Origin of the sequence: Bacillus sp. 1021, assembly GCF_014534735.1 — a bacterium.
GTDB classification, from domain to species: domain Bacteria; phylum Bacillota; class Bacilli; order Bacillales; family Bacillaceae; genus Bacillus; species Bacillus siamensis.
In genome coordinates this window covers 40,692-54,996 of the sequence record NZ_JACVSR010000004.1, presented here as the reverse complement: position 1 = coordinate 54,996, position 14,305 = coordinate 40,692, and the positions used below count along the sequence as shown (strand labels likewise).

Sequence of the window (14,305 nt, the reverse complement as noted above, 5' to 3'; positions counted from 1 at the left end):
GGAGTTATTTTTTAAGGAGGATTCGTATGAAGATTGACATGCAGACATACAAGGAAACCGTTCAAAAAATAGAAAGCGATTTGCTTCCGCGAAGTCAAAATGACAAAGAACTGCTTACATATTTAACGACACAAGATTCGCTCACACTCAATCAAATGAAATTGTGTTTCACTGAACCGCACCTCACCTTCAACCATACAGTCAAGATTGTATGCACAGTCACTTTCATCACGTTATATATCTTTTTTTTCAGCACTCATTTTAATGATTTGATTGAAATGGCGCTGCAAATGGTTTTTGGTCTGGCCGGCCTTGTTTGGATTTTTGCCGTATTTCCGTTTTCAAGGAAAATCCAAGTGTCTGACCGTTTCAGACAAAAATCTGAAAACACCCGTATCACCGGAATGATAGACTTCGTCCTCGAACAAAGATACAAAGACATGATCAGTTAAAAAACCCCTCCGCTTAAGGGGTTTTTTATTATGCAATCCTTTCATCCCCCTTGCCAAAAAAGGCTCTTCCCCACTGGAAATAACCGGAACACCCAATTTCATTCTCAATATAATGTGGTAGTGGATCTGTAAAGAAAGAAGGGCTACATGATGGGTATCATTAATGGCAAAATGTATATTGACCGATTAAACCAGCTTAAAAATGAGATTTGGCTTGACGGTGAAAAGATCGAGGGACTCATTTCTGAACATCCCGCATTTAAGGGCCTTCTGGAAACGAAGCGCTCTCTTTATGATTTGCAAACGAAACCGGGCATGAAAGACGAGATGACATACAGTCTCCCCGGTAAAAAAGAGCGGGCCGGGCTTTCATACCTGCAGCCGAAAACGAAAGAAGACATCAAAAGAAGAAGAAAGATGTTCGAGCATTGGGCCAGGCACACGCACGGAATGATGGGACGAAGCCCGGATTACATGAATACTGTGCTGATGAGCTTCGCCTCCTCTGCCGCGCTTTTGAAAGACCGGGAGCATTGTTTTCCGGAACATGTTCAGGCGCTGTACGAACGCGCTGTCACACAGGATCTTTCTTTTACGCACACGTTTATCACCCCTCAGGTGAATCGTTCACAAATGGATGTAAACGTATCACCAACACCGATCTCCGCAAAAGTCGTCGAAAAAAATGAAAAAGGCCTCGTCATTCACGGCGCCCGGATTTTGGCCACACAAGGCGGCCTGACGGATGAAGTGCTCGTGGTTTCCCTGCCTAAGATGTATTTTGAATCAGATGAAGCGTTCGCTTTTTCCATTCCTTCCAATACAAAGGGCGTAAAATTCATCTGCAGGGAATCTTTCGTACTGGGAAAATCATCATTTGATTATCCGCTCAGCTCAAGATATGAAGAAATGGATTCCATCGTTGTATTCGATAACGTTTTAGTCCCTTGGGAACGCGTATTTTTTTATGATAATTACGAGGCGGCTTATGATTTCAATATGAAAAGCTCTTTTAACGCCTTCGCATTTCACCAAGTCATCACGAGACAAATTGTAAAGACGGAGTTTCTCCTGGGTCTCGCCCAAACGCTTGTCGATGCGATAGATGTCAGCGAGTTTCAGCATATTCAGGCTAAGATGGCTGAAATCATCACCGGTCTGGAAACGATGAAAGCCCTTTTGGAAAAGTCGGAGAATGATGCCGAAACAGATGAATGGGGATATATGCGGCCGAGTGTCACTCCGCTTCGTGTGGTCAGCGCGATTTTCCCTGACATCTACCCGCGCTTCACAGAGATCATTCAGCTGATCGGGGCAAGCGGAATGGTGACTTTGCCGACTGAAAAAGCGTTTCATTCAGACATCAGAGGAGACCTTGACCAATATTTACAGGCAACTGAATTGAATGCCGAGGATCGGGTGAAAGTGTTCCGTCTGGCATGGGATTTGACCATGAGCCCTTTCGGAACAAGACAGACACAATATGAGCGGTACTTCTTCGGTGACCCCGTCCGCTTGGCCAGCCATCTGTACAATAGCTATCCGAAAGAAGAACAGACCGCTGTCATCAAGGACTTCCTGAACATTCATAAATAAAACAAAGCAGAGCCTCATCTCTGCTTATCATAGCTGGATCGGCTGCCGCCGATCCTATTTTTTATTTTGACTGATCACCACCATCGTAATATGCGATAACGCGAAAGAGACAAGCGTGTACACAGCGGCCCATCCGATAAACGAGAAATTCAATACAGTAAAAGTGCATATAAGGCAAACGGCCAAAGCGGCAGCCGGCATAATAAACGCGTTTTTAAACAGGTATGTTCCGGCGACTGACAAGATGATAATACAAAGCGGCAGAACACCGAACGCAAAATCCAATTCATCAATCAACAGAGGCACTCCTTTCCCTTTTCTTAAATCGGCCTACCACATCTTATGCCTGAGTACAAAAACAAGTACTTCAAATCCTTTCGCGCTCACGCTGATATTCCCTTCGGTGATTTATTCAAAAAAATGAAAACTTTTCTTAAAGCGTTTACATTTATGGCAGACTGTGATAATTTAAGAAAGCGCTATCATACACAAGTTAATGATTTTTGGATGGAGATGAGGAGAGCCAGAAAAACCCGCCCTTACACAAGGGTGATTTCTGGTTCTTTTTGTTATTTTTAAGGAAAGGAGTCATACATACATCATGATAGACGTTCAGCAAAGGGGAGGATATGATGTTTCAGTTGTTCAAGCCGGCTCCGCATATTGAGAGATTGGATGATTCAAAGACGGATGCGGCCTATAAACGGCTCAGGCTGCAAGTATTTTTGGGGATTTTCATCGGGTATGCCGGGTATTATTTGCTCCGCAAAAACTTTGCCTTCGCTATTCCTTACTTTCAGGAGCAAGGGTTTTCAAAAGGGGAACTTGGCTTGGTGCTTGCGGCCGTATCAATCGCTTACGGCTTTAGCAAATTTATCATGGGGATGGTGTCTGACCGCTGCAACCCGAGATATTTCCTTGCAACGGGTCTGTTTTTGTCAGGTGTCGTAAACATTTTATTTGTTTCCATGCCATGGGTCACATCAAGCGTGACGATTATGTTTATTTTTATGTTTATTAACGGGTGGTTTCAAGGGATGGGCTGGCCGCCTTGCGGACGGACGATGGCTCATTGGTTTTCCATCAGTGAACGCGGCACGAAAATGTCGATATGGAATGTCGCCCATAACATCGGCGGAGGTATCCTTGCCCCGCTCGTGACTCTCGGCATCGCCATGTTTGTTACTTGGAAAAGCGTGTTTTTCTTTCCGGCTATTATCGCCATTGTCATTTCATTTGTCATCGTTCTTCTCGTTCGTGACACGCCGCAATCCTGCGGGCTGCCGCCGATTGAAGAATACCGGAATGACTATCCGAAACATGCGTTTAAAGACCAGGAAAAAGAAATGACGACCAAAGAAATTCTTTTTAAATACGTGCTGAATAATAAATTTCTGTGGTATATCGCATTTGCCAATGTGTTTGTTTATTTCGTGCGGTACGGAGTCGTTGACTGGGCCCCGACTTATTTGACGGAAGCGAAAGGATTCTCTCCTGAAGACTCCAGATGGTCTTATTTCCTTTACGAATATGCGGGAATTCCGGGCACGATTTTGTGCGGCTGGATCAGCGACCGGTTTTTCAAAAGCCGCCGCGCGCCAGCTGGCGTACTGTTCATGGCCGGTGTATTTATCGCTGTATTGGTCTACTGGCTTAATCCTGCCGGTCATCCGCTCATCGACAATATCGCGCTGATCAGCATCGGGTTCTTAATCTATGGACCTGTCATGCTTATCGGGCTTCAGGCCATTGACCTTGCGCCTAAAAAAGCGGCGGGAACGGCAGCCGGCTTAACCGGGTTTTTCGGCTACATCGGAGGCTCGGCTTTCGCCAACGCCATCATGGGTTATGTTGTAGACCGCTTTGACTGGAACGGAGGCTTTATTATGCTTGTCACCTCATGCGCGCTGTCCATCGTCTTCTTGGCTATGACGTGGAATACCGGCAAGCGGGCGGAGCATGTATAAGAAAACAACATAAAAGATTAATATTTTTGCAGTACAGAATTTACAACGATTTTCTACGCTAGAGACAGATCTTGATTTTTTAAGGGGGAAGAAAACATGCGGAAACATAAGTTGTTTGCTTTGGTATTGCTTTCATTCGGTTTATTGTCATTCGTTGTCACGCCTGTATCGGCGGCGGGAAAAGGAAACCTCTTGTCTCCTGACAGAATTTTAACCATTGCCCATCGCGGTGCTTCGGGGTATGTCCCGGAGCACACGATCCTTTCTTATGAAACTGCGCAAAAAATGAAGGCAGACTATATTGAATTGGATTTACAAATGACAAAAGACGGCAAGCTGATCGTCATGCATGATGAAAAGCTGGACCGCACCACAAACGGACACGGCTGGGTGAAAGATCATACATCAGCCGAGATTCAAAAGCTCGACGCCGGCTCTTGGTTCAATAAAGCCTATCCGGAAAAAGCTAAACCGCAATACGCCGGACTTCGCGTTCCCGCACTTGATGACGTGTTAAAACGGTTCGGCAGACATGCAAACTATTATATTGAAACAAAGGCGCCTGAAACATATCCGGGTATGGAAGAAAAACTGATCGCTTCACTGAAAAAATATAAATTGGCAGGAAAACATGCGAAACTTGGACAAGTGATCATTCAGTCTTTCAGCAGGGACAGCCTTCTGAAAATCAAAAAGCTCGATCCGAAACTTCCCGCCGTCCAATTGCTTGAAGCGGATCAGATGACGTCAATGACTGACGCTGATTTAGCGGACATCAAAACCTATGCCGTCGGAATCGGGCCGGATTACAAAGCGCTGAACGCTCAAAACGTCCGGAACATACGCAGCCATGGCCTTCTGCTCCACCCTTATACCGTAAACAGTGAAGCGGACATGCGCCGCCTGCTGGATTGGGGCGTAACCGGTGTGTTCACCAACTATGCGGATATATTCCAAAAGGTCAAAAAAGAATACAAATCATAAAGCCAGCATGGGTTCGGAGATGATGCCGAATCCATGTTTTTTTGCGCGATCAAAAAACCCTTGCGGGAAATGTACCGCAAGGGTTTTATCAATCATTATTCTTTTCCGGCAGCGGCTTCGGCCTGTCCGCCTTTTAATTGATCGTTGATTGCTTTGGCGTCTTTCAAATACTCAGTCTTGAATCCGCTCTTCAGCGCCCACGCATAGAAGACAAGGGCAACGATTGCGATCAGCCCCATATCCCATCCGTACGGAATGATGTTCAGACCGCCGAATTTTTCACTTCCGAGCCATGAAATGGTCATCATGCTGAGCAGATAGACAACCATCCAGACGCCGCCTTTAAAGTTTCTGCGGAATCCTTTCCACTTCGCTTTCGCTTGGTAGTAGAAGTAAATCGGCAGGCCGATCAAAATGATAAACAGCACCTGCCCCGTTAGCGGCCAGCGCGCCCAATACAGCACGAGAGACGCGAACACGAAGCCGAGCGGAGCAACCACGCTGAGGCCTTTCAGACGGAGAGGCCTGTACAAATCCGCCGCCGTCCGCCGCAGCGTCATCACCGTCACAGGACCCGTGATATAAGAAATCAGTGTCGCAACGGAAATGATTTCAGCAAGCACGCCCCATCCTCTGAATAAAAACAGAAAGATAAACGATACGATCAGGTTAAAAATCATCGCCTGGCGCGGCACGCCGTACAGCGGATGAAGCTTTCCGAAAATGCTCGGCATATATTTATTTTTTTCCATGCCGTAAATCATGCGGGACGTCGTAGCGGTATAAGTGATACCGGTTCCTGACGGAGATACGAACGCATCCGCATAAAGAATAATGACAAGCCAGTTGATATTCAAGGCGATCGCCAAATCGGCAAATGGAGAGTTAAAGTTCAGGTGACTCCAGCCGTGAACGATCATAGAAGGTTCAACCGCACCGATAAACGCGATTTGCAGCAGGACGTAAATGACGGTTGCGACCAACAGCGAACCGACAACCGCAATCGGAATCGATTTACCGGGATTTTTTGCTTCTCCGGCCATGTTAATCGGGCTTTGAAACCCGTTAAACGCAAAGACGATACCTGATGTGGCCACTGCTGTCAGCACGCTCGCCCAGCCGTTCGGCGCAATGCTTGACCCGGATGTGAAATTACCGCCGTGAAAACCGGTAAACAGCAGCGCTCCGATTGTCAGCCCCGGAATAATGATTTTAAAGATGGTAATCAATGAATTCGCTTTTGAAAATAAGTTAACTGTCCAATAATTCAGTAAAAAGTAAATAATCAGCAATACGGAAGCAAAACCGAGACCCTCTCCCGTAAGTGTGCCGTTGTGAACGAGATTGCCTGTCCATTTCGCCCACTCCCACGGCCATGAGCTCATATATTGAACGGACGCGACCGCTTCCACCGGAATAACGGAAACAATCGCAATCCAGTTTGCCCATCCTGCGATAAATCCAATAAATGATCCGTGAGAATATTGAGTATATTTTACCATTCCCCCGGCTTCCGGGAACATTGAACCTAATTCACTGTAAGAAAGTGCGATAAACAAAATAACGATCATACCGATAATCCAGGAAATAATTGCGGCAGGTCCCGCAATCTGAGCCGCCCGCCATGCCCCGAATAACCAGCCAGAGCCAATCATTGACCCAAGTCCGACCATCATGAGTGCAAACGTTCCCATTCTGCGATGTAATTGATTCATAAAGTTAACACCTTTCAATTAAAATATGACTCCAGCGCTATCATATATTTATAATATTATTCTGAAAATAGTTTTGTCAATCTTTATCGCATTAAAGCAGGAATCCAAAAATTACCCTTTGATGTTTAAACAGCCGTCAAGCGGGAATAACTACTGCAAGCCAGAAATAGAAAGGAGTTTTTATCATGAAACAAAAACTGCTCATTTCAGGACTTGCCGTGTCGACTGTCGGAGTGACTTCCTACCTGCTCAAAGATAAATCAAACCGCCAAAAGGTGAAGGACTTTATCCGCAATATGAAAACATCGCTTTCAGGGAAGCACGATATTGAATCATTTCCCGTCCACAAAGCAGGCAACCCGCATCCCGAAGATATTGAAGATAACAAAATGGTATCCGAAGGCTCCATGTATCCGGTTCAATACTACGATGACAAGAAGAAATAATCTGTTCCCATGCTGCCCGGCCGTATAAACGGCGGCAGCTTTTTTATGCAGACGGCTTTTTATAGATCCGCCAATATTGACGCGACCCTTGATCCCGCACGGTAATGCCCAGTTTGGATATTTCCGCTTTCAGTTCTTTTGCATCTTCGGTTTCATCCTGCTTCAGCGCCTTTTCCCTCGCTTTTAAGAGAGCGTTTGCCCCAGGCTCCAAATCCGGCATGTCCGGCACCCACCGTTTGTATTCTTCTTTAAAAGGATCTTCCGTTCCCAGCCAGACATACCCATGACCGCGAAACGCATCAGCCGCTTTTTCAACCGCCGGCTCAAGCTTTTCCCGAAAAAGCTCCTGCCCTTCAGTCCCCAATAAGACCAGATACTTCCCATCCGTAAACACACCGGAAATGCTGTCTTTCGAAAACACGCTTTCTTTATTATGTATGGTTAAGGACACCTCACTGTCCGTCACGACTGCCACAAGACTTTCTTTAAAAGCCGCCCGCGTCAGCCACACTCCCCCAATTAAGCCGATAACGGCGGTTGCTGCCGCAGCCTTCCAGCCGTGAAAAGATGCGATGATTTTCAGCGGCCCGTGAAAAGGCAGCCAATCCAATGTTACGGCCCACTTCGCAATGACCGGCAGAAACCAGCCGATGACCAGCCCCAATAATGGCGGCACCAGAAAAACCAAAGCTTTTTCAACCGATGACAACTCAAGAACCGTCTGTTTTTTTATTTCGTTCATGTTTCTCCTCCGTCTGTGTTTTTCACAACTATCCATTATACAAGGGGTTGGATGATTCTGTAAACTATTTCCGAAACAATAAAAAGCCACCCGGCCGCCGGGAGGCTTTTTAAAACAGCAGTTCATACACTTCATTCAATTCCATCGTGCGCTTCTCATCCTGCTCGTTCTCAGCATATTTGATCTCCTTCTCAAGCACCTGATTCAGCGCATCCATTTCCAGATCATTAAGATCCTTCACGAACTCGCCCTCATTTGCATAATGCTTCACCTGCAGCTTTTTATAAATCCCGCGGCAAACATCATGCTCCAAGTGGTTCGAAAGCGACTCGCGCAAATACCCGAGTGTCGTGTCCATCATGTAAGCCCTCCCTTTTCTTTAGGAATAGCTTCCCGGAAAGAGAGAAAAACTATACATGAAAGCGCGGCTGTTTTAACTCTGTACCTGAATGGAGAAAAATCCGCTGCTTAACGGTGTGTACGGCCCATTCAGCCCCGTTGCGGAGAAAGAGAACGTTCCTGAACTGACATAAGAAAGAGGAACGCTGTAATATTTAATGTAACCTGTAATGATATTGCCGTTTTTCGTATATTCATCTTCCAGCGCTTTTGCCGTGAGATTTGTAATATTCGTTCCGTTGTTAAACGCCTGAATTGTGTTATTGTTCGGATACCCTTGGAAATATACGGCTAAATACCCCGTTGTGCCCTTCATCGGTTTTGATGCGCTGATTTGGTTCGGTCCGATATTTTCCCACTGATAATTCTGTCCGTCAGACGTCACACCGATAATACGGATTTGTGTTAAAGCAGGAGCCGGCGCCGCAGAAGCTGACGGCATCCACAACCCGCTTACAAGAATCAATACAGCGGCAGCCGCGGCGAATAACATCAAGATTCTTTTTTTCATGTTTCTTCCTCCTCTTGTCATATTTTCATAGAACTCTATTCTATTTTACATGATTCTAAAGGAAAAAGATTACATTCCAAAAAAGAGTCTGGAAAACTTTGTGAACTAGATATGAAACGCTCTGGAAACACCATTGATGATCAGAAAGATGCCGCAGATTCTTAACACGACTCTTGAACTTCTGTCATCTTTACCGAAAAAGGTTTTTCCGAGCCAGCCGATCCAGACGTTCATTGCGGCTCCAGCGAACAATTCTATGATTCCGATGATTTCTGCCATATACAAAGCAGCCATCCTCCTAACTGTGTTTTTTCATATTGCGGTTTATCAAACAGAGTGATAAGGCCAGTGCCGCTGCGCCGGCGGCAAGAAACAGGCTCAAGGGTGCAATCTGCGCGCTGTCTCCGCCATTGTTTTGAAATGCGCCGATCACACATTTTTCAGGGGTAAACAACGACAGCGTCCGCATATACTCCGGAGCCGCATCTAAAGTGAAGAAAGCCCCTCCCAATAAACCCGTAACAGCGATAAAAACAGAAGCAAGCGATGTGAATTGCTTTTGGCTCTTCATAAACGGGATCACCGCCATCGTTACAGCAGTCAGCGCAAATACACAGGCCGCAAGCATCGCTCCCGCAGCAAGAACGTGATCGGCAAAACGGATATGCAGCATGAATGTTCCGGCACCGAGAATCACTATAATATGGAGAAGTCCGAAAAGATACGCCGCCGCAAATTTAGAGATTGCATATGCCGTATAGGACACGGGCGTGCTCAGCAATCTGGCATATGTATGATTTTCTTTTTCGTCTATAAATGATCGCAAGCTTTGAACCGCAACGAACCAGATAAACATCACTAAAAATCCGATAAGCCTGTCTGCCGCTTGTCCGCCTGCATAAATGTGCTGGCGGTCAACGGTTACGGCAGAATGGCTTTGGATATCCTTCAACAGGTCAGCCGCCGCCTGCTTAGCGTCAGTGTGCAGCGTGCGGGACATCACTGCCGCATCGCGGACGATCTTTTTCAGCGTGCCCGCCTGCTGCGCAATCAGCTGCTCTGTCAAAACAGCATCACCCTTTTCTTCATTCTGAATGATTGAAACGTTCAATTCATCACCGGAAAATAATGTCTCTTCAAAATGAGATCCGATCAGCAACCCGAAAGAAATATCCTGATGATTAACCTTTGTCTTTAAAACAGCCTCTGTGACCTTCGTGACTTTTACATGGCCGACTGTCTGAATCATGTTCATCAATTGTGCTGAAAAGACGCTCTGATCCTTATCAGCCACATAGACTTCCTTCTGCTGACTGTCATCGGCAGAAAAGGAAAAGAGATAAGTCAGAAGGAGCGGGACGGAAATGGTCACAAAGATCGCAACCCGATTCTGTAACATCAGTTTCAGCTGATGTCTGATCATGAATAACAGCTGCATCATGAAACAGCCTCCTTCCGCTTAAACACCCATATGGTCAAACATAAAAACACAGCACCGATAACGAAAAGCTCTGCCAAATCCGCCAGAATACCGCTCAGGCCGGCATGCTGCGTGACACTTACGTAGCTGTTGATCGCTTTGCCATTCGGTATCAGCTCCTGCACGATTTTCAAACCGGCAGGCAGGCTGTCTTTTGCGATAAAACTTCCGCCTAAAAAACTGAAGCCATACAGAATAGGAGCCGCCATGCTTGAGACGGTCTCGTGGTTTTTTGCAGTAAACCCCCAAAGAAGCACGATACTGCCGATCGCAAATGAATAAACGATCGTAACCAGCAATATTTCAAACAAATTGCCCCATTTCACATGGTACAAGATGCTGCTTGCGATGATGACGGCAGCCATTTGTATAAGGATGGCAAGCATGATCCCCAAAAGCTTTCCAGCCACGTACTGGATATGTAATACAGGCATTGATTTTATTCTGAAGAATGTGTGCTGCTGCCTTTCTTCCACTATGCCGTGAATGAGTGCAAAAGCGGTCATGATAGAAAACATGACGACCATCGCGATTGAATAATACTGCATCGCATCAATCGGAGCCGCGTGATGGCCGGCCGACTGTTTCGGAATGGCCACAGCCTGTCCGCGCTCAGCGGAAAGTCCGCTCATTATGCTGCCGACTTCCTCCTTTGACAGATGTCCCGACTGTTTCAGCACCGTTTTTTCTTCGCTGTTTTTCATCTTTACTCTGGTGACAAACGAATCGGCCATCATCTCAACAATGTCTCCGTTTACAGAGCCTTGTTGGTCTGAAATGACGTTGATACTTGTTTTTTCATTGTGTTCCGCCGCTTTTGCAAAGCCTTTCGGCACGTATACAAAAACCGAGACTTTGCCGCTTTCGACAAGCTGTTTCCCTGCTTGATAACCGCTTATGTCTTTTACACGGATGAGATCGTTTTGTTTCAGAACGTCATTCTTTAATATGTCTCCCAAAGCACTCTCCGCGTGATCCGCATTATAAAACTCGATTTTAAATGACTTCGCTTTCGAATCGCCGTGAAAAACCGTTCCTAAAATAAAAATCATCAGCGCCGGAAACAGAATCAGTTTTATATAGAAAGACTTTTCTCCGGCCATTAACCGAAAATCTAATAAAATCAGCCTGATCAGTGTTTTCATGACGCCCCCTGTGAATCCCGCAGCGTTTTGCCGGTAAGCCGTAGGAAAATGCTTTCCAGATTGGCTTCCTCGAAATGAATGCCCTTAATAGTGATACCGATTCTTCTGATATCATCCGCAATATCAAGGATATTCCGCTCTGCCGCGGAAACGAGCATCGAAATGGTCTGATGGCTGACGGCGGCTTCGGAAACACCGGGAATGCGGCGGATTTTTTGTACGGCATCATCATTCAGACCCTCTGCATTCACGATCAGGGTATCGGAGGCTCCCGCTGACTGTTTCAATTCGTCTTTCGTTCCGCAGGCAATGATTGAGCCGCGGTCCATGATCGCCGCTCTTTCACATAGATATTCGACCTCTTCCATGTAATGGCTCGTGTAGATGACGGTCATTCCTTTTTCTTGATTTAACGTCTTAACGGTTTCAAGAATATGGTGTCTGGATTGCGGATCAATCCCGACGGTCGGTTCATCTAAAATGAATAGTTTCGGTTCGTTCATCAGAGCAGCCCCGATATTCACCCGTCTCTTCATACCGCCTGAAAATTCAGACACCCTTTGGTTCCGCTGTTCCTTTAATTCGATGACGTCCAGCACTTCATCGACCCGCTTATCGAGCTCCTTACCGGAAAGTCCGTACAGGCTCCCGAAAAAAGCCAAATTATCCTTTGCGCTTAGCGCTTGATACAAGGCTATTTCCTGCGGGACGATACCCATCACTTTTTTTATGGCCGCAGGCTGTTTTTGTAATGACATTCCATTAATGCAAATTGTTCCGCCCGTCGGTGAGAGCACGGTGCTGATCATTGACACCGTTGTTGATTTACCGGCGCCGTTTGGTCCCAGCAGGCCGAATATCTCTCCTTTTTCGACGTGCAGCGTTATATGATTGACAGCGGTAAAATCGCCGTACTTCTTTGTCAAATCGGTTAATTCAAGCATACGTGCAGCACTCCTTGTGTCATGTCTGCACTTATTCTACTCTTGGCGATCCTTGTTTTCTATTCACTTTCGTACTCGATATGGGTATTACTTTCGTCATATGTTCGATGATGAAAAGAGGGAGGGGGTGAAGCGGGGTTATATCATTTTTTGCAAATATAATGTAAGCTCAGTCCTGTTTGTCACTTCGAGTTTATCAAGGATTCTGGAAACATAGTTTTTCACAGTGCCTTCAGTCAGGAATAAGTCTGCGGCAATGCGTTTATTGCTTTTGCCTTCCATAATGTGCTTTGCGACATCAAGCTCTCTCGGCGTGAGAATCTCTGTCAGCTTTGGCTGCGGCTCCTCCTGAACGGCCGGGATGCCGATATGATTCAGCGCTTTTACGACTTGAACCGTAACCTTGGGATTCAGCATCATATTTCCTTCATAAACGGCCTGAAGAGAGGCAATAATTTCTTCTGAATCAGCATCCTTCAAGATATAGCCGTCAGCCCCGCTTTTCAGCCCGGCAAAAATATAGTGATCATCCTCAAACGTTGTCAGAATGATGACTTTTACGGACGGATAGCTGGCTTTTACTGCTTTTGTCGCTTCGATTCCGTCCATGCCGGGCATTCTGATATCCATTAAAATCACATCGGTATCGGTTTGCGGAAGCAGCTGCAGAACTTCTTCACCGCAAGAAGCTTCTCCCGATACTTGAATTTCTTCGTGTAGGCTCAGAATCATTTTCAGCCCCTCCCTGACAATGGACTGGTCGTCTGCGATCATGACATTCACTAGATCATTCCTCCTTGCACGGTATCTTTATTTTCACGTCAAAACCCGTTTCATTTCCGGAAGTGAAAACAGCTTCTCCGCCAAGCGCGGCCGCTCTTTTTTCAATTCCTTTCAGACCATTTGATTTTATAATCGTCCCGCACGCTGAGCCGTTATTATGAATATGCGCCAATATCATGTTCAGGTCCTTTTGAATCCGGACAGAAACATATGACGCATGTCCGTGCTTCACCGCGTTCGTAATCGATTCCTGGATGGTTTGATAAAGACAGTGCTTCACATCAGGCTGCGCCGCTTCTATGGCCTCGTCCATCTCCAGCTCGAAGTGTATCCCTCCCGCCTCTTGAAAATGGCTGAAAATGTCACGGAGCGCTTGTTCAAATCCCCGCCCCGGCAAAGAGCCCTGCAGCAGCATCACGGCCTGGCGAAGCTTTAAAATCGATTCTTTCGTAAGATCATGCGCCTTATGAATGATCTGCTTTACTTTTTCCGGCTGATGCCCGGCTGTCTTCCCGGCAAACTCCAAATTCATTTTCAGAGCAGCGAGATAATGACCTAAAGAATCATGCAGCTCCTGCGCAATTCTTGTTCTTTCTTTCGTAACCGCCAGTTCTTCAATGCGTTCTGAGTATTCCTTCAGTGTGGCGTTGGCCGTCTTCAGCTCTCGATTCAGCGATTCAACCTTTGACTTCTCCTGCAGATTCTTCCGATATAAATAAATCACCGCAAACATGATGAAGTAAGGGAGCACGATATCACTGACACCCGCTCCGGAGGCGTATAAAGCGGCGGCAAATGCGGCGGCGTGCATCGTTAACAAAACAGCCGAAATCTGCTTATCAGTAATAAGCACCTCCACCAATAAAAGCACCATTATGGCCTGTGCACCAATGCAATAGACATTGTACAGCAGAACTCCCGCCATGACGCTGCTCAGGAGAAAAGATCCGTGATAGATGGCGGACTGTCTCTTCATATATATCGGCCGCAGGCAGTCATTCGCCGTCAGCAGCATCACGAGTACAGACAAAAAAACCTTCAGCTCCCCCCGGCCGAAAGGAAGCTGAAGAATCGTATGAAGAATTGATAGTAACGCAAAGCCCCTGATCAGTAACTTCGTATGTGCAATCTTCATCGTATT

General features: G+C 46.2%; 16 protein-coding genes. 5 read left to right on the top strand and 11 right to left on the bottom strand.

Annotated elements, in window-relative coordinates; all coding sequences use genetic code 11:
• The first annotated feature begins 26 nt into the window (after positions 1-26).
• Positions 27-452 (top strand): hypothetical protein, encoded by a 426-nt coding sequence (locus ICW23_RS14820; protein ID WP_188154704.1) that lies wholly within the window; start codon positions 27-29, stop codon positions 450-452.
• A 150-nt stretch (positions 453-602) separates the two neighbouring features.
• On the top strand, positions 603-2,048 hold the full coding sequence (gene hpaB, locus ICW23_RS14815) for a 4-hydroxyphenylacetate 3-monooxygenase, oxygenase component (RefSeq protein ID WP_188154703.1): 1,446 nt from the start codon (positions 603-605) through the stop codon (positions 2,046-2,048).
• 54 nt (positions 2,049-2,102) lie between these two features.
• On the opposite strand, the gene ICW23_RS14810 is transcribed toward hpaB, so the two are convergent.
• Positions 2,103-2,345, bottom strand: a complete 243-nt coding sequence (locus ICW23_RS14810; protein WP_016936891.1) for a DUF2651 family protein — start codon at positions 2,343-2,345, stop codon at positions 2,103-2,105.
• A gap of 335 nt (positions 2,346-2,680) precedes the next feature.
• Here ICW23_RS14810 and glpT point away from each other — a divergent pair, with 335 nt between their 5' ends.
• Positions 2,681-4,015: a glycerol-3-phosphate transporter gene (gene glpT, locus ICW23_RS14805; protein ID WP_016936892.1), complete on the top strand. Its 1,335-nt coding sequence runs from the start codon at positions 2,681-2,683 to the stop codon at positions 4,013-4,015.
• Positions 4,016-4,111: 96 nt separating this feature from the next.
• Positions 4,112-4,999 carry a glycerophosphodiester phosphodiesterase gene (locus ICW23_RS14800; protein WP_188154702.1) on the top strand — a complete coding sequence of 296 codons (888 nt, stop codon included), beginning with the start codon at positions 4,112-4,114 and terminating at the stop codon, positions 4,997-4,999.
• A 95-nt stretch (positions 5,000-5,094) separates the two neighbouring features.
• Here the strand turns inward: ICW23_RS14800 and ICW23_RS14795 are convergent, their stop codons facing one another.
• On the bottom strand, positions 5,095-6,714 hold the full coding sequence (locus ICW23_RS14795) for a glutamate/serine transporter AimA (protein ID WP_045926328.1): 1,620 nt from the start codon (positions 6,712-6,714) through the stop codon (positions 5,095-5,097).
• A 185-nt stretch (positions 6,715-6,899) separates the two neighbouring features.
• On the opposite strand from ICW23_RS14795, the gene ICW23_RS14790 reads away from it, so the two are divergent.
• Positions 6,900-7,160 carry a hypothetical protein gene (locus ICW23_RS14790; protein ID WP_016936895.1) on the top strand — a complete coding sequence of 87 codons (261 nt, stop codon included), beginning with the start codon at positions 6,900-6,902 and terminating at the stop codon, positions 7,158-7,160.
• Positions 7,161-7,203: 43 nt separating this feature from the next.
• Here ICW23_RS14790 and ICW23_RS14785 read toward each other — a convergent pair whose 3' ends face one another.
• The 9 genes from ICW23_RS14785 to ICW23_RS14745 form a co-directional block, all read right to left on the bottom strand.
• Complete coding sequence (locus ICW23_RS14785; RefSeq protein ID WP_188154701.1) at positions 7,204-7,902, bottom strand: YqeB family protein; 699 nt, start codon at positions 7,900-7,902, stop codon at positions 7,204-7,206.
• Positions 7,903-8,011: 109 nt separating this feature from the next.
• Positions 8,012-8,260: a sigma-G-dependent sporulation-specific acid-soluble spore protein CsgA gene (locus tag ICW23_RS14780; protein WP_029575245.1), complete on the bottom strand. Its 249-nt coding sequence runs from the start codon at positions 8,258-8,260 to the stop codon at positions 8,012-8,014.
• A 75-nt stretch (positions 8,261-8,335) separates the two neighbouring features.
• Complete coding sequence (locus tag ICW23_RS14775) at positions 8,336-8,812, bottom strand: DUF4879 domain-containing protein (RefSeq protein WP_188154700.1); 477 nt, start codon at positions 8,810-8,812, stop codon at positions 8,336-8,338.
• A 105-nt stretch (positions 8,813-8,917) separates the two neighbouring features.
• Complete coding sequence (locus ICW23_RS14770) at positions 8,918-9,097, bottom strand: hypothetical protein (RefSeq protein WP_047476096.1); 180 nt, start codon at positions 9,095-9,097, stop codon at positions 8,918-8,920.
• A gap of 13 nt (positions 9,098-9,110) precedes the next feature.
• Positions 9,111-10,253, bottom strand: a complete 1,143-nt coding sequence (locus ICW23_RS14765) for an ABC transporter permease (protein ID WP_188154699.1) — start codon at positions 10,251-10,253, stop codon at positions 9,111-9,113.
• The gene (locus ICW23_RS14760; RefSeq protein ID WP_188154698.1) at positions 10,250-11,437 is read right to left on the bottom strand and encodes an ABC transporter permease; all 1,188 of its coding nucleotides are present in this window, start codon (positions 11,435-11,437) and stop codon (positions 10,250-10,252) included. The genes ICW23_RS14765 and ICW23_RS14760 overlap by 4 nt, the downstream gene beginning before the upstream one ends.
• Positions 11,434-12,381, bottom strand: coding sequence for an ABC transporter ATP-binding protein (locus ICW23_RS14755; protein WP_188154697.1), 948 nt, complete (start codon positions 12,379-12,381; stop codon positions 11,434-11,436). The genes ICW23_RS14760 and ICW23_RS14755 overlap by 4 nt, the downstream gene beginning before the upstream one ends.
• Before the next feature lie 138 nt (positions 12,382-12,519).
• The gene (locus ICW23_RS14750; RefSeq protein WP_047476092.1) at positions 12,520-13,164 is read right to left on the bottom strand and encodes a response regulator; all 645 of its coding nucleotides are present in this window, start codon (positions 13,162-13,164) and stop codon (positions 12,520-12,522) included.
• A gap of 4 nt (positions 13,165-13,168) precedes the next feature.
• Positions 13,169-14,299, bottom strand: coding sequence for a sensor histidine kinase (locus tag ICW23_RS14745; protein ID WP_188154696.1), 1,131 nt, complete (start codon positions 14,297-14,299; stop codon positions 13,169-13,171).
• Positions 14,300-14,305: the final 6 nt, after the last annotated feature.